Below are 23,215 nucleotides of genomic sequence, written 5' to 3'. Positions count from 1 at the left end.
GGAATAATCCTTTAAATCCCACTAAGTTCAGAGAAAACATTGTAGAAACACATGCACAAATGGCGAGGATGCACTTTAAATCCCACTAAGTTCAGAGAAAACGTAATTTGAATTAGTGGAAATTATTAAAACGATCAATGCTTTAAATCCCACTAAGTTCAGAGAAAACATAAAAATAAAATTTCTAACGCAAATAGAAAGAGAAACTTTAAATCCCACTAAGTTCAGAGAAAACTTAATAATGGATATAGTAGATTTCATTTTTACATTCTTTAAATCCCACTAAGTTCAGAGAAAACGAATTAAAGATTGCATTTGATACGCATAAATCACACTTTAAATCCCACTAAGTTCAGAGAAAACCCCTTGCTAAAAACCTTATAAAAACAACATGTAGAAACAAACCATTGCAGCGAACGTCCAATCGTGCGAATTACTTTTACTTGCTCAACCTTTACAACCCTTGATATAACAACATTTTAACCCAATATCTCAAAATTTGGCAAAATGCATTTTAGAAAAATCAATCGAAATCTGCCTTTTCAATTACTGCATGCGAATTTTCAAAATTTCAATAGCCTTTTATTCAGTTTTAATTCTATTATAACTGACTATATTAAGATTAAGAATAATATGCTGCATGCTTCCTAAATGAAAGACGACTCATGGAATGTTAACATGAGTCGTCTTAATTATGAAATAAATATATCTTTTCTACTAAATTCAGATAAATAAATGATTAATATAATTTAAAAATAATTTTAAATCCAACAAAATTCAAATAAAATTACATTTTTTAACAAAAATATACTAAATAACAATCGATTGATATTGGTTAGATTTTCTTACTTATATTTACAATTGATTTAGTTATAAATATACTTACTAATAAATAGTATAGTTCATACTTTAATAATAAAGGAGGTACAATATTGCGCTTCAAAATTTTATTAGATGTACAAAAGGTTCCTCAAGCTTACCGAATGTATTTATTATCATTTATTAAAGAAATGTTAAAGAAAGGCGATGAGGATCTGTACAATCAATTATATGATGGTAAAAAGAAGCCCAAGCCTTTCACCTTTTCCTTTTACATGAACAATTTCAACCTTCTCGAAGAAACTGCAGAATATGAGATGAAAAACGCAACTTTGATTTTTTCAACATCTGATGTAAGAGTAGGAGTAGCATTTTTCAATGGATTAAGTATAACACAAAAATATGATCATCCCGAATACCCTCTAAAAATTATAAGCAAACAGATCGCTCACGAAAAACCAATCACCTCAAATGTAGTTACTTTTAATATTTTAAATGGATTATTAGTTGAGGACAAGATGAAAAAGACCTTACTAATTTCTAACCCTTCTTTTGAGCAAGAATTCAACATTATTACGAATAAACAATTTCAAGCGTTATATGGCCGCCCATTGTACGAACCATTAAAAATTTGCGGACATTGCTTAAAGAAACAAGTGATTAAAGAAACGAATCGCCATGCAAACGGTAAAACCCTTTTTTATACAGCACAAAAAGGCGTCATTAAGCTTCAAGGACATCCAGAAGATTTAAAACTCCTATATTTGGACGGAGCGGGACTACGGAGGGCCCAAGGCTATGGCACGCTGGAGGCGATTCAGCATGGTTAAAATATTAATTAATGACTGGCTGTTTTCAATGGGAGCAACTGCCCTTTTACGAATGGATGAAGAGCATCAAATCAAATGTGACGGAAATGTTTTAGATGTACCGATTGAATGGATTGAATCTTTACCAGAACGCTTTTTTGATTATTTAGTTCGTACGTATAGTATGGGGGCAAGACGTAAAGAGCAATTAGATCAATCCTTTCAAAAAATAAAGCTTTCCATTGAAAATGGTAAAGTAAAGAATACGGATTCTTATAAGTTTCATGGAGATATTATCAATAATACATTGAAAGAAGGATTGGATCGAGTAGCAAAGTATTTCCCTGACTATCAAGATGAAGCGACTAAACTAATACTTGAAGGAAAGGATGCTTTGAAACAGATCGATTTGCCTACCTTAGAAAAGGTGATTCATCGAGCGATCGAAATTTTAAATGAGCCGGAAATTGATCAAAAACTGACTATCAATGTGGTAAAAGGAACAATTTTATCAAGTTCGGGAGGCCAGGTATCGTTTTTAAATGTTGCGAAAAATACATTGTCGTTTAAAGAGCAAATCGCAGTATTTCGAAAAGATTTTATTGATCCACTTGTTTTGGAATTGAAACTGCAACAGTGTATTGAAAATAATGATGCGGATACGGCATGGAAACTTATTCAAGAAAGCGATATAGGTATTGCCGAACAATGGAAGAAAAAAAATAAAAAAGCAAAGTCTATTGATTTTAGTTATTTTGAGAAACTTCCTCCGTGCAGTGGAATTGAAGGACAATGGGGAACACTGGCATATCAGGAAATGATGTTTATGCCACTTGCATCAACAAGTTTTAATGATTTTTATAATGGGCAAATGACAAGCGCACCTCTCATCAGTACATTAGCGAGGTTATTATTGTTCATATCTCCTCTAGGGTGTACAAGCTATCGGAAAACGATTGGACGAGAAGAACATTTTGTTTTTAGTTTCTTACATGTTGAAGGGGATTGTGAAGAAACAAGGAAGCGTAATGATGCTTTTGCGCGGGCGTTTCGCCGTGATAATTTATTTAGTACTGCATTGATATCTAGTCATGAAAAAATGATTAAAAAAGAGAAAGAGCGGGAAACTGTTACGTTATTAATTGAATGGGTAACATTCAATAAATCGAAAAAAACTTTACTCGAATATCGAGTGGTAAATGAAAAGTTTATTAAAACATTGCTTTCGGGTTCGACTCATTTTGATATAAATAAGATTTTTCCATATGCATTTCGCGAGCAGCTTATTCACGAAGCGTTGCGAAATAACGATACAAAGACGCTAATTTTTGAAGAAATGCGCCGATTAATTACTGATAATTCGAAAAATTATTACAGTATTAAAATGGCACTCAATTTACGTGAATTGATTTTGAAGGAGGGGCAAACAGTGGAACAAAAAACGTTAACAGACCGTATGTATGGACGTGGTCAAGCTTTGCAAAAAAAATTGTTTAAACCACAAACTGTGCAAGAAAGTGAAGAGTATACTTCTCCAAATGAGAAAAAAATTGCAACGATCGCTTATCGTTTATTAAATGCCGCAAAAGGCGGAAACAGGGAAGTTTTCTTTGAAACGGTATTGCGTCTACATTTGTTAGCAAATCTTCCAATCAATAAAGAGTTTACAAGTTTATTAGATCGTAAAGTTGTTTCAGACCATGAGTTTGCCACAATGTCATTGGCGTTTATTGCCGGTCTAATGTCACAATTTGAATCAAAAGAACAAAAAGAAGTGGAGGAAGTTGAAGCATGAGTAAATCATTAACATTTACTGCTATTGTTGAGGCAGGTTCACTTAACTTTGGTGAAGGATTTTCCAATATTTCAGAATTAAAGAAATTTAATCGTGCGGATGGCAACACTTATACTTTCGCTTCCCGCCAATCATTACGTTATGATGTCGTTCGTTTAGGAAATGAATTATTTGGCTGGAATCTAAACACAGTTTCTAAACAAAAGGGAACTTTACAATTTAAAGATGAATTAACAATTGAAGATTCGGTCGAAATGGATTTATTCGGTTATTTAAAAACGGGTAAAAATTCCCTTAAACGTCCTGCAACCGTTCGTTTAAGTCATGCGATTTCCTTAGAGCCCTACAATGGGGACATGGAGTTTTTAACGAATATGGGGTTGGCTGAGCGCTTAGGAGAAAATGCAAACCTAGCAAATATTGAAAATCATATTAGTTACTACACTTATACAGTAACTGTGGATTTAAGCAAGGTTGGCATCGATGAAAATAACCAGGTGGAGTTGCCGAATGAAGAACGTTTTAATCGTGTTCATCAATTACTGGAAGTGTTGAAATTATTATCCCGTAATATTCGTGGCCGTCAGGAAAACTTAACACCACTGTTTGTGATCGGAGGGGTGTACCCTGTGGCAAATCCATTTTTCCAAGGACGTATTCAATTGGAAGGAAATTCGTTAAAAATTGAGCCTCTTGTTCAAACAAGCGAATTCACTTTTGCTGGTGAAGCAATGAAACAATTTACAAAGGTCGGCTTAACAAATGGAATATTTAGTAATGAATCAGAAATCAAAGAAGCTTTTGGACAAGTAGGAACGGTAGAGGAATTTTTCCAAGCTGTAACTCGTGAAGTAGCAGAATATTACGGGGTTGCCTATGAAGTTGCTAAGGCTTAAATTGTTTCAAGAAACAGCTTGTTTTCTAAAGCCATTTGCCTATAAAGTCGGCGAAACATATCCTCTCGTACCATTTTCTACCGTAAAGGGCATGTTACACGCGGTGCTGGGTGCGACGGAGTACATTCCGATGAATATATCCATTCAAGGACAGTCCGAAAGCTTTATGATAGATTATCAAAAAAAGTTTATGTACAAGAAAGCCGAAGTGCCTCCGATTGTAACAACAGATGGGTTACCAGAAGCTCCTTTACCTGACAGTAAATTGTATACAACCATGCCAATGTATCAGCACTTACTATTTAACGTGGAACATGTTATCCATGTTGATGCAGAAGAAACTATATTAAATGAGCTTTACAACAAGTTTCATCAATTGTCCACAACAATAAGCATGGGCCGCTGGGAAGATATTGTAAGGATTGATGAAGTGCGTTTTGTAGAGGCAACAGAAGATAGTATGGAAGAATTGGTTTACAATCAATATATTCCAGTAGATTTAGAGATAGATACTTACTTTGATGTGCCAAAAGCATATTATCGTCTTCCTCGTAAATATGAGATTCGTGATGGCCGGCGAGAGTGGGATTATATAGCGGCTGCTTATGTTCAAAAGTCTACTTTATTGGAGGACGATGTTATGACGGATGGGGAATACAGTATTTTCTTATTGAAAGGATAAGGGATATGTATTTTGCAAAATCTAAACCGGATGTTTTAACGATTGCTGAACATACTTCAGACGTTGTGGAGGCAGTGAAAGCTCTTGCTCAAGCTTATGGCAATGAGCTTTCATTTTTTACAACTAAAGATTTTGAGTTAGTTGAAGTGGCAGCTATGTATCATGATTTAGGGAAATATAGCGAGACTTTTCAAAATATGATCCGTCCCTCGATTGATAAAAATTGGCGTAAAACAAATCTAGTGAACTATCCACATAATTATTTATCGGTTTGTTTATTGCCATTTGGTGAATTACGAAAAAAATATTCGAAAGAAGAAGCTGAAATTGTGGCATTAGCAGTAGGATATCATCATGAAAGAGATTTGAATCCGAATGAGAAACTCATCCTACAAATATATGAACAACATTTAAAAGAAGCAATTCCGTCTATAAAAGAGGAAATCCCATTATCGTTTGAGTTAACAGATAAAGCCAACCGTTTCGCAATTAGAGCGATTTGTAATCGAGTAAATATTGTTAATCAATTCAATCATTATATGTGGTTAAAGTATATCTTAATAAAAGGCTTCCTCCAACGTGCAGACCATGCAGCATCTGCGAAGAGAAAAGATGAGAATGTTGCAATTTATGTGGAAGAAGCGGTGGATCAAAATGTAGGGGAGCAGACGAAAACATTTCTTGAAAAGAAATATTCATTACGTCCTTTACAGACCTTAACTTATGAAAATCAAGATAAAAATATTGTCCTTATCGCTCAGACAGGTAGTGGGAAAACGGAAGCGGCTTTATTATGGATTGGCCAAAAGAAAGGTTTTTTTACACTGCCTATGCGAGTGAGTTTAAATGCGATGTATGACCGAATTCAAAGCGAAAAGGGTATTGGTTTTAGTAGTACGGGTTTGCTTCATTCAACGGCTTTAGACCATCTAATGTCAAAATCAGATGAAACGACTTCCTTTGAGCAATCGATTATTCAAACGGAGCATACACGTTTACTTGCGAAAAAATTGACCCTTTCCACAATTGACCAATTATTCAAATTTCCACTTCTTTACCGGGGGTTTGAAACAGAACTTGCTACCCTTGCCTATTCCAAAGTGGTAATCGATGAAATTCAAGCATATGACCCACATATTGTTGCGATACTGCTAAGAGGTTTGGAACTGATTCATCAATTAGGTGGTCAGTGGATGATTATGACTGCTACATTACCACAAATATTTCTTGATGAATTGCAAAAGAAAGGCTTGTTGGATCATAAATCATTAGTTAAAACTGTACTGATTCCAGACGACCGAGATGCTAATCCGGTTATGCCGAGAAGACATCGGATACAACTGCTGGATGATAAAATAGAAGCTTTAACGAAAATCGTTCAATTTGGTGAAACTTCCAAAGTATTAGTTGTTGTGAATACGGTGAAGGAAGCACTTGCAATGTATGATCAGTTAAAGCAACTTGTTGGGGAAGAACAAATCAATTTATTACATTCACAATTTACAAGGAAAGATCGTTTGCCAAAAGAAGAGAAAATAAAAGAGTTTGGACAGTTAACGAATAATCGGCCAGGAATTTGGGTGACGACACAAATAGTAGAGGCTTCTTTGGATGTAGATTTTGATTATTTATTTACCGAGGCGGCTACACCAGATGCATTATTTCAACGGTTTGGCCGCTGTAATCGAAAAGGTCTCCGATTTAATGGTGGTACACCAGATGAACCGAATATTTTTATATTATCGAATCTAGAAGAGGTGTCTGGCCTTGAGACGATTTATGAAAAGGCGATCGTCCAAAAAGGGGTGGAAGCGTTGTCTGCTTTTGATGGCCAATTAATTGGGGAGCATGAGAAAATCGATATTGTGAAGCAAGTATTTAGTAGAGAACAACTTGCAGGGACAAAGTATTTAGCAAAATTTGAAAAGGCCAATCAAGAATTGCAAGATATGCGAGCATTTGATTTAAGTAAGGAAGAAGCTCAACAAATATTACGTGATATTCAAAGTGTAAGTTTTGTGGCTGGAAGAGAAAATTATGAAGCGGTAATGGCGTTAATTGAGCAATATGATGCAATTCCTGATTCTTTAGATCGAATCGAACGGAATAAGCAGAAGAAACAAATTCGAATGGAGATTGAGCAATACATTATTTCGGTAAGTGCTAAAAGCTTATTTTTTAAAGCAAAAGAATCAGGATTTAAAGTTTCCCCTTTCGAACATCCGGATTTTAATTATATTCAGTATTCAATAGACGTTTCATATGATTCAAATCGAGGGCTGGAGTTACGATTAGATGAAAATTTTGATGTTCTTTTCTAGAAGGGAAGGGTATTTTTGCAAAGTATTGGTGGATTACACATGCAGTATTATGTGGTTTGCACGAGAAAACTATGGTTATATAGCAAACAGATAGGTTTTGAAACGGAACATAATCGAGTAATTGAAGGAACTCTTCTTCATGAGAAATCTTATCCTAGGAAAGACAAAGAGCTTGTTATTGGAGATGCTGTAGTGGATGTCATAGATGATGAGTACATTCAAGAAACAAAGCTGTCCAGTAAAATGCAAAAAGCAGATGAGTGGCAACTTTTATATTATTTGTATTTATTGAAACAACGAGGCATTGAGAAGAAAGGGAAAATTGCGTATACAAAGGAAAAGAAAGTTGTTGAGGTTGTATTGACTGAAGACAATGAAAAAGAGTTGAAGAAAAAGATTGCTGGCATTTATCGCGTGATCGAATCAGAGTCTGCACCGAAATTCAAGAAATTACCCTATTGTAAAAATTGCGCTTATTTTGATTTTTGCTTTGCATTGGAGGGGAAGGACGATGCAACGTGATATTTATATGTTTTCAAATGGCACTGTAAAAAGGAAAGATAATACGATTTATTTAGTATCAGAAATGGACAATAAAAAGAGACCACTTCCCGTGGAGCAAATTGAAAATTTACACTTATTTGGAGAAGTAAATCTAAATTCAGCCTTTTTAAATTTTATGGGGCAAAAAGGAATTTTCGTACATTTTTATAACTATTACGGTTTTTACACTGGAAGTTTTGTACCAAGAGAGCAGAAGGTTTCAGGAATTGTGACAGTACGGCAAAGCGAGCATTATTTAAATAAAGAAAAACGTTTAGCTTTAGCACAAGCATTTGTTCAATCTGCCGCATTTCATATGATTCGATTCAATCGGAAGAAAAATAATATGGATTCGGAGCATGTTAAAGAGATTCAAGAGTTGCAGAAACAAATCGCTTCAGTTAAAGATGTACAGCAACTAATGGGACTTGAAGGATTGATTCGACAAAATTATTATCAATCGTTGAATGAATTAATATTACCGGAATTTTATTTTACGGAACGTACAAAAAGACCCCCTCGTGATCCATTTAATGCATTAATTTCATTTGGTAATACGATGATGTATACGACTATTTTGAGTGAAATCTATAAAACTCAATTAAATCCAACAATCAGCTTTTTACACGAGCCATCCCAAAAACGTTTCTCATTATGTTTGGATCTTGCGGAAATATTTAAACCCCTTTTTGTAGATCCGCTAATTGTTTCTCTAGTAAATATGAAAAAAATTCAACCGAAACATTTTGAGGATTATGAAGGAATGGTATATTTGAATGAGGAAGGAAGAAAAATTTTCATTGCATCTTTTGATAAAAAGTTATCAGATACAATCAAACATCGTCAGTTAAATCGAAATGTTTCTTATCGTTATTTTATCCGATTAGAATGTTATAAACTGATTAAGCATGTCATAGGGGATACGCCATATAAGCCTCTAAGGGCATGGTGGTGATCAAATGTTCGTAATTATAACTTATGATGTAAGTGAAAAACGAGTAAATAAAGTGTGCAAAAAATTAAAAGAATATTTAAATTGGACACAAAATTCAGTTTTTGAAGGGGAAATGACAAAGACACAATTTTTAAAGTGTCGTCGTGATTTGGAGAAAATCATTGATCATGAAACAGATAGTATTTATTACTATGTTGTGGAAAATCCAAAACATTTAAAGAAATTTCATGTAGGAGCAGAAAAGGCAGATTTAGATTTGTTTTTCTAAATTGCATTTTGTTAATTTTTTAGATATCAGGTAATAATGTTGTCATATCAAGGCTTAGAGAGATTAAACAAAAATTGTGGTTTGCACGATTAGAGGTTCACTGCACTTGTTTGTCTCTAAAGGATTGATTTTATGGGGTTTTTTAGCAGGGTTTTATCTGAACTTAGAGGGATTTAAAGTTAAAGTTAAAACACTTTGTTAAACATTTTTTCAAAGTTTTATCTGAACTTAGAGGGATTTAAAGGCCTCCCACTTTAGCATGCCGAGTTTTGATTTTGCAGTTTTATCTGAACTTAGAGGGATTTAAAGGCCGAAAAGGGAAGGGCGTTCAGAAAGCATTCAAGCGAGTTTTATCTGAACTTAGAGGGATTTAAAGATATCCCTAACAGCCAATTGAGCTATTAACCCGGAGTTTTATCTGAACTTAGAGGGATTTAAAGTTTTGTTCAACGATATTGTTTAATTGCTTATCCATTGTTTTATCTGAACTTAGAGGGATTTAAAGTCGAACGATCTCGAAGTCCTTGCACAACTTTTTGAGTTTTATCTGAACTTAGAGGGATTTAAAGATGCCAAACAAGATACGATGGCTACTGCAGGTCATGTTGTTTTATCTGAACTTAGAGGGATTTAAAGAAATCCCCCTTCTCAAAACGTGTAAAATCAATCATCGTTTTATCTGAACTTAGAGGGATTTAAAGACATTTCCCGCTGTTTCACATTCTAAAATAAATTCGCGTTTTATCTGAACTTAGAGGGATTTAAAGAATGATTTTAAACGCTCTTTTACATCATCTAACATGTTTTATCTGAACTTAGAGGGATTTAAAGTTGTCTAGATATTAGCAAATACAGGAGGCAAAGGGGTTTTATCTGAACTTAGAGGGATTTAAAGCTGGTTCACCACTTCTTGTAAATTCTTTTGTCACTCCGTTTTATCTGAACTTAGAGGGATTTAAAGTTACATTTGATGGCCAAAGTATGAAAACTGCTACCGGTTTTATCTGAACTTAGAGGGATTTAAAGGATGAACGAGGACGCAAAATTGTTAAAGCGGGTACACGTTTTATCTGAACTTAGAGGGATTTAAAGTTTACATCCACCACTTCAATGTGTCCATCGGTATAGTAAGTTTTATCTGAACTTAGAGGGATTTAAAGGTGAAAGTGAAGGTTGAGGTTGAATTCTAAGATGGCCGTTTTATCTGAACTTAGAGGGATTTAAAGTACGCTGATTACACGGCATTTTATGAAGTTTGGCCATGTTTTATCTGAACTTAGAGGGATTTAAAGACTCTTGGTCATCTACTCCACCGCCATTCAGCTGGGTTTTATCTGAACTTAGAGGGATTTAAAGTCATCTTCTTCCATTGCCTTCGCATATGCTTCACCCAAGTTTTATCTGAACTTAGAGGGATTTAAAGAAGCGGTAAATCGATAGAAGATTTCAAGAAGATCCGTTTTATCTGAACTTAGAGGGATTTAAAGAAAACTTGTAAGAGTCGATGGTTTGAGTGGGTTAGCTGCGTTTTATCTGAACTTAGAGGGATTTAAAGTTTGTCGAATTGAGAATACAAAAGGAGGAGTTTTATGTTTTATCTGAACTTAGAGGGATTTAAAGTCGTGCATGTGTGATGGGTCGAACGAATCGCAGAGCGTTTTATCTGAACTTAGAGGGATTTAAAGCACTCATTGCATAACGTGTTGCGTCGATACTGTGGTTAGTTTTATCTGAACTTAGAGGGATTTAAAGGCTTTAATCGCTGCTTGTGTAGCATTACCTAATTCGGTTTTATCTGAACTTAGAGGGATTTAAAGATTGGAGAGACAGTGTTAGTTTATTACCAATATCAAGTTTTATCTGAACTTAGAGGGATTTAAAGGCTTTATATTCATAACGGTTAGAATCTGTTTGATATAGTTTTATCTGAACTTAGAGGGATTTAAAGTGATAATAAAATCTTACTTGTATATATTCTGCTCGTGTTTTATCTGAACTTAGAGGGATTTAAAGTCAATTTTTCAATCGCTAAATCCAAAAAAGCGATTGGGGTTTTATCTGAACTTAGAGGGATTTAAAGTCAAAAAATATATGGTGCATTAGTTACGCCCCCCCACGTTTTATCTGAACTTAGAGGGATTTAAAGTTAAAACGCTGCAGCAATGATCGCTACGAACAATAAAGTTTTATCTGAACTTAGAGGGATTTAAAGCTTAGAAATTGGTAGAGATTCCAGCGGAAATTCACCATCGTTTTATCTGAACTTAGAGGGATTTAAAGACTTCATCCACAATCACAAAATAACGTTCTTTAATAGTTTTATCTGAACTTAGAGGGATTTAAAGTTTGAAACCATATCTTCCCACTCTTCGTTATCTCGTTTTATCTGAACTTAGAGGGATTTAAAGGTTTTCAAAATTACAGTTCCATTCATTCCTTACATGTTTTATCTGAACTTAGAGGGATTTAAAGTTAGAAGTGACAATATCAACAAACATTATTCCACCTTGTTTTATCTGAACTTAGAGGGATTTAAAGCAATGCCATAGAAAGCGGTTTTGGTGGAGCTGCTCAAGTTTTATCTGAACTTAGAGGGATTTAAAGCTTTCTTTTTCAATCTTAACTCCTTAAGACGTTCGGCAAGTTTTATCTGAACTTAGAGGGATTTAAAGTTTAAAGGGCGTTTTTTTATTTAGGTGGTGAAACAGTGGGTTTTATCTGAACTTAGAGGGATTTAAAGCTATTCAAAACAACTCCACCAGCTCTAATCCCGTCTGTTTTATCTGAACTTAGAGGGATTTAAAGGCTTGTACTTCTTCATTAACTGCTTGTATTTGTACCGTTTTATCTGAACTTAGAGGGATTTAAAGTTTGTTTTTGCATCTTTTATCATCATCTCATGTGTTGTTTTATCTGAACTTAGAGGGATTTAAAGTTGTTGTAAAATTGAATATTGACGTCTATACATCTCAGTTTTATCTGAACTTAGAGGGATTTAAAGCGAAAATTTTGATACAATCGGCTTTTGTTAAAGCGTCTAGTTTTATCTGAACTTAGAGGGATTTAAAGCCATTAATATGGACTTTAAATGTTTTCATATTTTAACAGTTTTATCTGAACTTAGAGGGATTTAAAGCTGCACGGTCAGCAATTCGTTTTTTATCAGCTTTTGTGTTTTATCTGAACTTAGAGGGATTTAAAGATTAAATCAGAGAAGATATGGACTGCACTGATATTTGTTTTATCTGAACTTAGAGGGATTTAAAGACAAGTTTAAGAAAAAAATATTCAACACTCATTATTGTTTTATCTGAACTTAGAGGGATTTAAAGTGCGGTTTCGCCTTTATCGAAATAAATTGTTGGTGGGTTTTATCTGAACTTAGAGGGATTTAAAGTCCATCAGCAACAAACTTAATTTCACGTAGAACTCGGTTTTATCTGAACTTAGAGGGATTTAAAGTTTGGTAATGTTGCTTCAATTCCGTATTGAGCAACGCCCGTTTTATCTGAACTTAGAGGGATTTAAAGTTCCGTCCGCTCGAATTATTTTTTGCTGTTTTCTTTGTTTTATCTGAACTTAGAGGGATTTAAAGAGATTCTTTGAATTGCCATACAATAACGGTAAGCGTCAAATCTTGCACACCTTCTTGGTGTGCTAATTTCATGAGATAATCTCCTCCAGATGAAATTGAAGGAGGTTTTTTTATGCCTAAGAATCCTGAATTACGAAAGGTTTGGGAACAACGAATCGCTGACTATCGTAAAAGCGGTCAAACTCAAGTAAACTGGTGCAAGGAAAATCAATGGAGTATTCACCAGTTTAAATACTGGTTAAGAAAAATTGAAAATCCAATAAAAAATCAAGGAAAGTCTACAAAATGGGCATCCGTTACCCTAGAAGATCATTCACAAACAGTTGAAAATTCATTACGGATTGAAATTAGTGGGATTTCAATTGAAGTAAAACCTGGTTTCGATCCGGCCTTTCTTTCAGAAGTGGTTAGGACGTTGAAATCAACATGTTAGTTGGTACAAGAGCTGAACTAGTTTACTTGGCAAAAGGAAGTACTGATTTGAGAAAATCCATTGATGGATTAGCTGCTTTGGTGAAAGAGGGATTTGATTTAGATCCCTTTTCATCAAGTTATTTTGTGTTCTGTAATCGAAAGCGAGATAAATTAAAAATTCTTCACTGGGACTATAATGGTTTTTGGCTTTATTATCGTCGATTGGAAAAAGGAAAATTTCAATGGCCAAATGAAAATGACACTGGAACGATACAAATTAGTTATCGGCAATTACGCTGGTTATTGGATGGTCTTCCAATGGAGCAAAAGAAAGCACACCCAGAAGTAAAGGCTAGAACAGTTATATGAATTTTTTACTTTTAACAAAAACCTTGGAGGAAAATAGCTAAAACCGTCGAATTATTACTACATGATGAAAAATTTAAAGAATCCTAACCAAAACCCATTTGAATTAATTGAAAAACTTCAACAGCAAATCGTTGAATTGACGGCGAAATTACGATGGTATGAAGAACAGTATCGTCTTAGTCAAAAACGAAAATTTGGCTCTTCAAGCGAAAAAACAAATCCTAATCAATTAGAACTACCTTTATTCAATGAAGCAGAGGTAGAGTCTAATGTAAAAGCCGAAGAGCCAACTGTTGAAACAATTACATATCGTCGTAAAAAGAAACGTGGTCAACGTCAAGCTACGTTTGAAAACCTGCCTATGGAAACGATTGAATATCGTTTACCCGAAGAAGAGCAGGTCTGTTCGTGTTGCGGTGAAAAAACACACGAAATGAGCACAGAAGTACGACAAGAATTAGTGATTATTCCGGCTCAAGTCAAAGTTTTAAAACACGTTCGATATGTCTATGGATGCCGTCATTGTGAGCGTAATGAAATAGAGACACCAATCGTTACAGCACCTGCCCCAAAATCTGTGTATCCAAAAAGTTTAGCTTCACCGTCAAGCATGGCATATATTATGAATCAAAAATATGTAGAGGGGCTACCTCTATATCGCCAAGAACAACAGTTCAAACGATTAGGTGTGATCTTATCCAGGCAAACCATGGCCAATTGGATGCTTTATGGTGCCGAAAAATGGCTTGCGCCAATTTATCAACGAATGAAAGAGCATCTCCTCTCTAAAGACATTCTACATGCGGATGAAACAACTGTTCAGGTTTTACATGAACCTGGAAGGTCAAGTACATCGAAATCTTACATGTGGCTTTATCGGACTGGAAGAGAGGATCCACCACTTGTCCTTTATGACTATCAGGAAACTAGAGCCGGAGAACATGCCAAAGAATTCCTAAAAGGGTTTAAAGGATACCTGCATGTCGATGGATATGCAGGATACCATAAGGTATCCGGCGTAACATTAGTTGGATGTTGGGCTCATGCCCGCAGAAAGTTCGATGAGGCTTTAAACGTACTTCCTGAATCCAAACGTCATTCAGCAGTCACAGCTCGGGAAGGACTCAATTTCTGTAATCAGCTATTTGCCATCGAGCGTGATTTGAAAGAATGTACACCAGAAGAACGATATAAAAAACGACTTAAACACAGCCAACCATTGTTGGAGGCTTTTTCAGCATGGCTAAAAACAGAGAAAAGCAATGTTTTACCAAAGAGTCTATTAGGTCAAGCCATTACATACTGCCTCAACCAATGGGAAAAACTCGTGGCATTTTTAGAGGATGGACGTTTAGAAATCGATAATAATCGAAGTGAACGATCCATTAAACCATTTGTGATCGGAAGGAAGAACTGGATTTTTAGCAATACTCCGAAAGGAGCTAAGGCCAGCTCAATCATTTACAGTATTGTGGAGACAGCAAAAGAGAATAAATTAAATCCATTTTATTATCTTCGCTACTTATTTGAAAGGCTTCCCAATATGGATATAAGCAATATGGATGAGCTTGATCAACTACTTCCTTGGTCCAAAACAATTCCTTTGAATTGTCGGGTTTTTAATAACTTATCACAATAATAGTATTTAATCCCTATCATTAAAAGGTGGGGATTATTTTACGCTTACCAATAACGGCGTATGGTTGTTTTATCTGAACTTAGAGGGATTTAAAGTCAACATCTTCTGCTAGCACCACAATAGCCCCGTGTTTTATCTGAACTTAGAGGGATTTAAAGTGATTCGCTTGTTGATGACATAAAAAACGCATTCGAAGTTTTATCTGAACTTAGAGGGATTTAAAGGCACGTTTCGCTCCGCTGGCAACTAATATTTTCGGTGTTTTATCTGAACTTAGAGGGATTTAAAGGTTTTGCTTTGCTATTTCTTCTGATAAATCGGATGTCTCGTTTTATCTGAACTTAGAGGGATTTAAAGTTATGATTGAGGGGATTTCTCCCCTCGCTTTATACGTTTTATCTGAACTTAGAGGGATTTAAAGATATTTAAACGTGGGGATACTGCTGTATTAAAATTTAGTTTTATCTGAACTTAGAGGGATTTAAAGATTCTTGCTATCTTCCTCATTAAAGCCGTTCGGATAGTTTTATCTGAACTTAGAGGGATTTAAAGAGCCATGGAGGACGTGAATTTGTAGTCATCTCATCAAGTTTTATCTGAACTTAGAGGGATTTAAAGCTCATTATAAAGGGACTTTCTCAGCATAAACGACCGTTTTATCTGAACTTAGAGGGATTTAAAGAATTCTTCCTCGACCTTATTGATATCTAACTCATGTTTTATCTGAACTTAGAGGGATTTAAAGTTCTTCATTACTTCACTGTGTAATCAAGCACTTTAAGTTTTATCTGAACTTAGAGGGATTTAAAGGATTTCTCGAAAACTATTAAACTTACAGAAGAAATGCGTTTTATCTGAACTTAGAGGGATTTAAAGTCTCTAGCCATTTCTGCTTTTAAATTTGAATAAGGTACATGTTTTATCTGAACTTAGAGGGATTTAAAGACTGATGTAACAATATTCGTTGTATCAAACGAAGTTAAGTTTTATCTGAACTTAGAGGGATTTAAAGTTGATTCCAAAAGAATTTATCTCTGTATGGACTTTAGGTTTTATCTGAACTTAGAGGGATTTAAAGCATAAATACAAAGTGTTGCAAAAGCACTTTGATTGCTGAGTTTTATCTGAACTTAGAGGGATTTAAAGGAAATTGTAGATTTAATGTATAAACGTTATCTTGTTGTTTTATCTGAACTTAGAGGGATTTAAAGTTTTAATAGTCATCATTCGTCGATTTCTACAATTTCGTTTTATCTGAACTTAGAGGGATTTAAAGTTTCCTCGGTAAAGGAGGGAGGATGATGCACCAAGGTTGTTTTATCTGAACTTAGAGGGATTTAAAGGGAACAGGACAACGAACCATAATTCCAACACCACGTGCGTTTTATCTGAACTTAGAGGGATTTAAAGTAGTTTGTTCCTGCGCATTCGGCAGGTTTGTCACCGTTTTATCTGAACTTAGAGGGATTTAAAGTTTATTTTTGCAAGCATTAGGAATTGAATTGTCTTGGTTTTATCTGAACTTAGAGGGATTTAAAGCTCGTAGCGGTGGAGTTGTCCGAATTGTCGTCATTGCAGTTTTATCTGAACTTAGAGGGATTTAAAGTCCACAACTTTATCAATTGTTTGGAGCCATTCGTGTTTTATCTGAACTTAGAGGGATTTAAAGTTTCCATATGGAATGTCGCCGATGTATTGTACGCCGTGCTCGTTTTATCTGAACTTAGAGGGATTTAAAGTTATTTTTTTTTTATAGTTTCGCCTGGCGTTGCGGTCATGTTTTATCTGAACTTAGAGGGATTTAAAGTGCATCCATTTGTCAATTGTTTCGACAGTTTCATCCGTTTTATCTGAACTTAGAGGGATTTAAAGTTTTTACTGGCGTATTCTAATGCTTGAGCAAGTTGACGTTTTATCTGAACTTAGAGGGATTTAAAGTTGAAGTTTTCGAGCTTCAATGAAACCAACTTTACGACGTTTTATCTGAACTTAGAGGGATTTAAAGGATTATTCCGGAACGATTAACAATTCAACACTTGGTAGTTTTATCTGAACTTAGAGGGATTTAAAGTTTTTACTGGCGTATTCTAATGCTTGAGCAAGTTGACGTTTTATCTGAACTTAGAGGGATTTAAAGTTGAAGTTTTCGAGCTTCAATGAAACCAACTTTACGACGTTTTATCTGAACTTAGAGGGATTTAAAGGATTATTCCGGAACGATTAACAATTCAACACTTGGTAGTTTTATCTGAACTTAGAGGGATTTAAAGGTTTTGTTATATCAATTGTTAACAGGAAAAACTCCGCATGACACATATTTTAACGTGATTCATAATGTCCCTTTTCCAAAACCAAGAGAATTAAACGATAGTATTACACCTTCGATGGAAAAGGTAATCATGAAGGCGTTAGAGAGAAATCCGGAAATACGATATCAGTCGGTTACCGATTTCCGCACTGAATTTAAAAAAGCGGTAGACGAACATTTAAAAGAGCAGCAAGTTGAAAAGTTTATTCCTCGTGCAACATTAGCAAGCAAACGAGATCCGTTAGAATTAGCAATGTTGAATTGTAAACTAAAAAAATTTACATTAGCCGAAAAAATTTTAACGACGGAAATTACAAATGGAAATACAATGCCAGAAATCTTATTACAACTGGCATATGTATATTACTCAACTTTCGCAGAGTAATATCTTATTGCAACTCTTGATATGACTGTTTTATATCGTCTTTCATTATTTCTCTTGTTTTTTATTGATTTTATTTTTTTAAAAGAAAAAGACACCTATCTTTTGGTAAAATTATGGTGAACAAACCAAATACCAAAGAAGGTGTCACCATTATGATAACGAAAAAAGATACTTTTGCACAACTACCAAAAGAACTTGAACGAAGATTTTCTGAATTAAATATAGGCAAACATTTGAGAAAAGCGAGAATTACTAAGGGATTTGGTTATTCATGCTTATCTATTTTCCGTCTTATTTTTTTGCTTGTTTTCCAATATAAAAATTGGTTTCAAGCACTTCAAAGTAAGAAAGCCGTGGACTTACCTAAAAAAGATACGATCTACCGTTTTCTAAATTCATCTACTTATGCTTGGCGAACTTTTTTACTTTCCTTATGTCAAGATCTTACTGGACGTATAAAAAAGCTTACATCAAACAACAGAGTGAAGGTGTTTATTGTTGATGATTCACTCTTTTCACGCAACCGAAGCAAGTCTGTTGAACTTCTTTCACGAGTATTTGATCATACAGAGAAACGATTCTATAAGGGGTTTCAGTTGCTTACTCTTGGTTGGTCTGATGGATATTCTTTTCTACCTGTAGACTTTGCTTTATTGAGTTCAGCGAAAAAGGAAAATCAACTTAACGGGGTCGATGAATCCATTGATAAACGCACTTCCGGCTACAAGCGTCGTCTTGAAGCACAACAAGATAAGCCAAGCGTTGTCTCTGCTTTATTGGATCATGCCTTAAATGCAGGAATTACAGCTGATTATGTGTTAATGGATACTTGGTTTACGCATGAGCCTTTGATTGAAAAAATCACGGATAAAGGTTTATTTGTCATTGGTATGGTCAAGCAGCTAAAACAACGTTATTTCATAGATGGTGAAGCCCATACTCTGGATGAACTCTTTAAAAAAGCAAAGCGTACCATGGAAAAGAAAGACCTACTCGGTTCGATCCATGTTCATCTTGCAAAAGGACGACAAGTCAAGATTGTATTCGTGCGTAACCGCAATAAAAAGAGTGAATGGTTAGCCATTTTGAGTACAGATACCACACTTTCAGATGAAGAAATTGTGCGTATTTACGGGATGCGCTGGGACATCGAAACATTTTTCAAGTGTACCAAATCATTGCTTAACCTAGCAAAAGAATTTCAAGGTCGTTCGTATGATCTGTTGATTAGTCATACAACGATTGTGTTTACTCGCTTTATACTCTTAGAGTGGGAGCGTAGACAAAACAACGATCCTAAAACGATTGGAAATCTCTTTTTTCTATTATGTGAAGATGTAAAAGATATGAATCTAGAGAGTGCATTGAATCAATTATTAGCGATCTTCCAAACATTAGCAGAAGCTAATGTTTGTTTGAACATGGAATTATTTAAAAGTAAAGTACAAGAATGGATTGCGTCTTTACCCAATTACATCAAGAGATGTCTGACAATATCTGTGTGCGAAAGTTGAGTATATTATAAAACAGACCGATTATTTGAGGCGTTACGGCAAATTGAAAATATTGAAGGAGTAGCAATTGAGGACACACGCCAAGAAAGTTTTGCTACAGCCGTAAAAAATCTAAAAGCAAGAATTTTCTTAGCAATGAAAAAGTACGAGGAAGCGCTGCGTTTATATGAAGAATTGAATCTAAAAGAACCAGGAAATTTAGATTATCGTTATAAATTAGCGTTATGTTATGGAGTGTGTGGAAAGGAAGAAAAAAGCATTCAAATTTTGGAACAAATCAATCAAGAGACTCCAGGAATTTGGGCTGTTGTGAAAAAACTTGGTCAAGCGTACGACCAAAAAAGGGATTACGAACGGGCAAGAGGCTATTTCAAATATGCCTTAAAACTAAGGCCAGATGATGAGTACGTAAAACAGAAGTTGGCTCTTTATGAGTATTATTTGTAATTGAGCATTTTGCATATTTTTTGACCCAAGAGCCATAAGGATTTCAAAGACATAAAAAAGGACTTCACCCCTAAAATGTAGAATTTTTGAAGTGACGAAACAACAAAAAATTCAAAAGGAGGAAGTCACTTTGTATATTCTACAAGAAAGCCTATTTTCCTTTGAAGAACTGCAAAAATTAGAGTCAAAAGAGAAATTACCTATCTTTTTTAGCTCGCTTGATTTACGCCCTTATGCTAAACAGTTGAGAAGTTCTTCACCCCGAGGGGCTGACGGTCATTCCAGAGAAGGGATTCTAAGGGCTCTCATCGCTGCCCCACTCGAAGGCATCGACACCTTTACCGCCCTTCATCATCGATTGGATAAAGACCTTCGTTTCCGTTATCAATGCGGTTTATCGATTGATCGCCCCGCACCGTCTATCTCCACTCTCAGCCGGGTTTTTGCAGCACTTACCAAAAAAAAGCTGGCTGAAAAGATCTTCCTTGACTTGGTACAGTTAGCTCAGGAGGAAGGAATAATTGACGGCAGCCACCAGGCCATCGACAGTGCCGCCATTGATGCCTATGAAAAGAAACAGCCCAAAAAGCGTAGTGAACAAACGGGTAATGCCAATTGGGGCGCAAAATATGATTCCTTCGGCAATAAAATTACCTGGTTTGGCTATAAGATGCATCTTTCAGTCGATACCGCAAGCGAACTGCCAATGGCCATAAAAGTAACCCCTGCCCATGTGAACGATGGAGAAGTCGCACCAGAATTAATCGAGCAAGTGGCAGAGCGTACCAAATCCAAAATTGAATTTCTGATCATGGATGGCGGATATGACCAACTAAAAAACTATGAATCAGCCAAAAACATTGGAGCGCAAGCCATTATCCCGCTCAATTTGCGCAACGAAAAAGAGCCTCCTGAAGGGATTTCTTCCAATGGAACTCCGCGTTGTTCCATGGGTTATGAAATGACTTATTGGGGAGCTGATAAGGACCAGCTCAAGTTCAGATGTCCTCACGCAACCGGCAAAGTGGATTGCCCATTAGGAATGGCAGCCTGTTCATCTTCCAACTATGGAATGGTGGTAAAAGTCGACATCAAAAAGGATGTGCGCCGATATTCCAATCCGCACCGTGATACAAAACGTTGGAAAGAGCTTTACAACGAGAGGACAAGTGTAGAACGCTGTAATTCAAGAATGAAAAGCTACCTTACGTCGAACTCCCTACATGTATGGGGAATTGAGAAAGTAAAGAGCCATATTTACCTGAACGCTATTGTATTACTTGTTTCAGCGCTAGCGATGGCAAAGGAAAATAAAGGGAAGAAAGCCGCTTAAAAAAATTCAATGTGAAAAATTCTGCAGGTATGCCCAAAAACAGGATTATTGTAATATTTTGTAAAATAACATGCTGGTAGCTATTTGTCGAGTGCTTTATTTTTTATACTTTTATCCAAAAAATCTAATTTTGCAAAATGCTCAATTCAATGATATTAAAGAGTAAGTAAACTTAACCAATTAATGAATACGCCTGAAAAGTCATTTTGATGCCCCTCATTTGGGCTGTCGCATACGCTTTTACCGTAAATAAATTGTAAGCTTGAGATCAAACGACGTATATAAATAGGTCGCACCTTTCTGTAAGATAGAGTTACTGATTACAGAGAAGGTGTTTGTATTTGTCGATTGAAAAATTGAATATCGAACCCATCAAATTGGATTCTTATTCCTGTTCAACTCCAACGAATCCACTCCTCACAGACTCGTATGAATCATTTAAGTCGCAAATTTGAAAATTTCTTTTTATCCCGGTGTAAAACTCCATATCATTCAAACAATCATCAAGGGATTAAATTTCCATGTTTCATGATCATCCATATTATCAGTGGTTATTCATATATGATAAAAGGGTTTGATGGGTTGGCAACGTTCATTCAAGACTCTTTCAAACTTGAACAATACAGTGAAGCCAATTTCTTATTTTGCGGACGGAGGAATACGCTGTAAATGTTCGTATTTTGATTGGGCTGTCGCCGACAAGCTTTACAAGAGTATTGATTTATGGAAAGCTCCAATGGCCTAGAAACGAAAATGAGGATTGAAAGCTGACTCAAAAGGAACTTAGATGGTTACTGGAGGGCTCTCGATATTACAGCTCAAAGCCATTTCAAAATCAAAAAAGGTGTTTTCTGACTATCCATTCATAATATTTAACGTGAAATTTATACGGAAATTTGGTGAATCGTGTGGGCAACACATCCTGCAGACTGAAAAAGTAACTTAACTTCTTGAAGAACAGTTAAGACTATATGAAAGAACATAATGATCAGTTAACCTGTTTATAGCAAAATAAAAATGGTTCTTAAGTTTGGTGAAAGCATATATTGTGTAGATTCCCATTTTTGTTTAAATTTTTTTAAATAACAAACTTATAAGCGATATAATACACGCTTTTCTAGTAAATCTAATTTTGCTTGACCATACATCATCGTTTCATTAGCTTCAACCGATGAATAGACCTTCTACCACTCCATTGCTTTAGGAAGTATGGAATGCCAGCATAATCGCCTGTAGCTCACTTCGAAGCCGCAGTGAACAATTAAATAAATAATTGTTTTTAGAAGACAATTGTTCCTTCAACCATTTTAAAAACGCAAGATAGTTACGTTCAACAATTGCCTTTCTAAATGTTTGAACGGTTGGGTAGAAAGAGCTTTGTGATGGGTACTGCTTAAAGGATTGTTCGAGGAGTTGAATTTCCTCTTCTGAAAGTGTGGATTTCCGTTTCCAAATACACAAAATCATCTATCGTCTTGAAATTCGAAAAGATGGTGTAGTAGACTCCTACTGTTTTCGTTCTTTTCGTATGCTTTCGACTGCAACGCGAACCTTAGAAACAAATAGGTACTTGTCTTGCATCAATTCTTATCTGTCATCATGTTTGAAAAAGAAGGAAAGAACCAACAAATTTTTCAAAATGAAACCAAAATGTAAGATTAAACAATGTAATACTGGATTATTTTACTCCAAAAAGACTGGATGGAAATTTTGAATCAAAAATATAACTAAAACTATAACTACTAATAGAGATTTTGCAAGTACTATTAACGAATCTTCAATAATTTATTATATTATTTCACTAGCGTCGCATAAATAAGTTTTGAAATTTCAGATTTTATTTTTCTGGAATATTAGCGAAAAACAAAAGCACCTAAATAAAGGTAGTAAACATCCATTTTTTACCTATAACTTAAGACGAGTGCAACAACGACAAATCAACCTTTAAGGAACGCTCTTCCCTTCGATTTTCCGTAACCCAATGTGTGCAGATTTCCATAAAGCTGCTTTCAAATATTATGTCTATTGATATTTTTTATGCGACACTAGTGTCCGATGGCGAATCCATAATAATTACAAAAGGTATTTAATTTCTTATTATAGTGAATATAAAGAGAAACACA

The 23,215-nt window shown here is 35.2% G+C and carries 16 protein-coding genes and 3 CRISPR repeat arrays (1 of these 19 only partly in view); all 16 genes read left to right on the top strand.

Annotated elements, in window-relative coordinates; translation table 11 throughout:
• A CRISPR array of direct repeats spans nucleotides 1-363; the repeat unit is 29 nt; unit sequence CTTTAAATCCCACTAAGTTCAGAGAAAAC (it extends 1,696 nt beyond the left edge of the window).
• Nucleotides 364-932: 569 nt separating this feature from the next.
• The 16 genes from cas6 to tnpB (UtA1_RS18090) all read left to right on the top strand — a co-directional run bounded on the left by cas6 (nucleotide 933) and on the right by tnpB (UtA1_RS18090) (nucleotide 21,761).
• On the top strand, nucleotides 933-1,649 hold the full coding sequence (cas6, locus tag UtA1_RS15690) for a CRISPR-associated endoribonuclease Cas6 (protein WP_096552095.1): 717 nt from the start codon (nucleotides 933-935) through the stop codon (nucleotides 1,647-1,649).
• Entirely contained in the window at nucleotides 1,642-3,423 is a 1,782-nt protein-coding gene (locus UtA1_RS15685; protein WP_096552093.1) for a hypothetical protein, read from the top strand. Before cas6 ends, UtA1_RS15685 begins: the two co-directional genes overlap by 8 nt.
• Nucleotides 3,420-4,319, top strand: a complete 900-nt coding sequence (cas7i, locus tag UtA1_RS15680; RefSeq protein WP_096552091.1) for a type I-B CRISPR-associated protein Cas7/Cst2/DevR — start codon at nucleotides 3,420-3,422, stop codon at nucleotides 4,317-4,319. Before UtA1_RS15685 ends, cas7i begins: the two co-directional genes overlap by 4 nt.
• The gene (gene cas5b, locus UtA1_RS15675; protein ID WP_096552089.1) at nucleotides 4,300-5,001 is read left to right on the top strand and encodes a type I-B CRISPR-associated protein Cas5b; all 702 of its coding nucleotides are present in this window, start codon (nucleotides 4,300-4,302) and stop codon (nucleotides 4,999-5,001) included. Before cas7i ends, cas5b begins: the two co-directional genes overlap by 20 nt.
• Before the next feature lie 5 nt (nucleotides 5,002-5,006).
• Nucleotides 5,007-7,322 (top strand): CRISPR-associated helicase/endonuclease Cas3, encoded by a 2,316-nt coding sequence (locus UtA1_RS15670; protein WP_096552087.1) that lies wholly within the window; start codon nucleotides 5,007-5,009, stop codon nucleotides 7,320-7,322.
• A 39-nt stretch (nucleotides 7,323-7,361) separates the two neighbouring features.
• Nucleotides 7,362-7,844 carry a CRISPR-associated protein Cas4 gene (cas4, locus tag UtA1_RS15665; RefSeq protein ID WP_096552085.1) on the top strand — a complete coding sequence of 161 codons (483 nt, stop codon included), beginning with the start codon at nucleotides 7,362-7,364 and terminating at the stop codon, nucleotides 7,842-7,844.
• Entirely contained in the window at nucleotides 7,834-8,820 is a 987-nt protein-coding gene (cas1b, locus tag UtA1_RS15660; protein ID WP_096552083.1) for a type I-B CRISPR-associated endonuclease Cas1b, read from the top strand. The genes cas4 and cas1b overlap by 11 nt, the downstream gene beginning before the upstream one ends.
• Nucleotides 8,821-8,824: 4 nt before the next feature.
• On the top strand, nucleotides 8,825-9,088 hold the full coding sequence (cas2, locus tag UtA1_RS15655) for a CRISPR-associated endonuclease Cas2 (RefSeq protein ID WP_096552081.1): 264 nt from the start codon (nucleotides 8,825-8,827) through the stop codon (nucleotides 9,086-9,088).
• 150 nt (nucleotides 9,089-9,238) lie between these two features.
• Nucleotides 9,239-12,683: direct repeats of the CRISPR family, unit length 29 nt; unit sequence GTTTTATCTGAACTTAGAGGGATTTAAAG.
• A 112-nt stretch (nucleotides 12,684-12,795) separates the two neighbouring features.
• Nucleotides 12,796-13,116 (top strand): IS66 family insertion sequence element accessory protein TnpA, encoded by a 321-nt coding sequence (gene tnpA / locus UtA1_RS15650; protein WP_003352856.1) that lies wholly within the window; start codon nucleotides 12,796-12,798, stop codon nucleotides 13,114-13,116.
• Nucleotides 13,110-13,466, top strand: coding sequence for an IS66 family insertion sequence element accessory protein TnpB (tnpB, locus tag UtA1_RS15645; protein ID WP_145986163.1), 357 nt, complete (start codon nucleotides 13,110-13,112; stop codon nucleotides 13,464-13,466). The genes tnpA and tnpB (UtA1_RS15645) overlap by 7 nt, the downstream gene beginning before the upstream one ends.
• 61 nt (nucleotides 13,467-13,527) lie before the next feature.
• Nucleotides 13,528-15,105, top strand: coding sequence for an IS66 family transposase (gene tnpC / locus UtA1_RS15640; protein ID WP_096552079.1), 1,578 nt, complete (start codon nucleotides 13,528-13,530; stop codon nucleotides 15,103-15,105).
• 66 nt (nucleotides 15,106-15,171) lie between these two features.
• A CRISPR array of direct repeats spans nucleotides 15,172-17,375; the repeat unit is 29 nt; unit sequence GTTTTATCTGAACTTAGAGGGATTTAAAG.
• A 3-nt stretch (nucleotides 17,376-17,378) separates the two neighbouring features.
• Nucleotides 17,379-17,798 (top strand): hypothetical protein, encoded by a 420-nt coding sequence (locus tag UtA1_RS15635; RefSeq protein WP_145986162.1) that lies wholly within the window; start codon nucleotides 17,379-17,381, stop codon nucleotides 17,796-17,798.
• A 152-nt stretch (nucleotides 17,799-17,950) separates the two neighbouring features.
• Nucleotides 17,951-19,312 carry an IS4 family transposase gene (locus tag UtA1_RS15630; RefSeq protein WP_096550514.1) on the top strand — a complete coding sequence of 454 codons (1,362 nt, stop codon included), beginning with the start codon at nucleotides 17,951-17,953 and terminating at the stop codon, nucleotides 19,310-19,312.
• A 135-nt stretch (nucleotides 19,313-19,447) separates the two neighbouring features.
• Nucleotides 19,448-19,759 (top strand): tetratricopeptide repeat protein, encoded by a 312-nt coding sequence (locus UtA1_RS15625; RefSeq protein ID WP_096552077.1) that lies wholly within the window; start codon nucleotides 19,448-19,450, stop codon nucleotides 19,757-19,759.
• Nucleotides 19,760-19,889: 130 nt separating this feature from the next.
• Complete coding sequence (locus UtA1_RS15620; RefSeq protein ID WP_096550268.1) at nucleotides 19,890-21,092, top strand: transposase; 1,203 nt, start codon at nucleotides 19,890-19,892, stop codon at nucleotides 21,090-21,092.
• A 429-nt stretch (nucleotides 21,093-21,521) separates the two neighbouring features.
• Nucleotides 21,522-21,761 carry an IS66 family insertion sequence element accessory protein TnpB gene (gene tnpB / locus UtA1_RS18090; protein WP_096552075.1) on the top strand — a complete coding sequence of 80 codons (240 nt, stop codon included), beginning with the start codon at nucleotides 21,522-21,524 and terminating at the stop codon, nucleotides 21,759-21,761.
• Nucleotides 21,762-23,215 lie beyond the last annotated feature (1,454 nt).

Origin of the sequence: Ureibacillus thermosphaericus (assembly GCF_002370195.2) — a bacterium.
Taxonomy (GTDB): domain Bacteria; phylum Bacillota; class Bacilli; order Bacillales_A; family Planococcaceae; genus Ureibacillus; species Ureibacillus thermosphaericus.
This window is presented reverse-complemented; position numbering and strand designations above follow the sequence as displayed.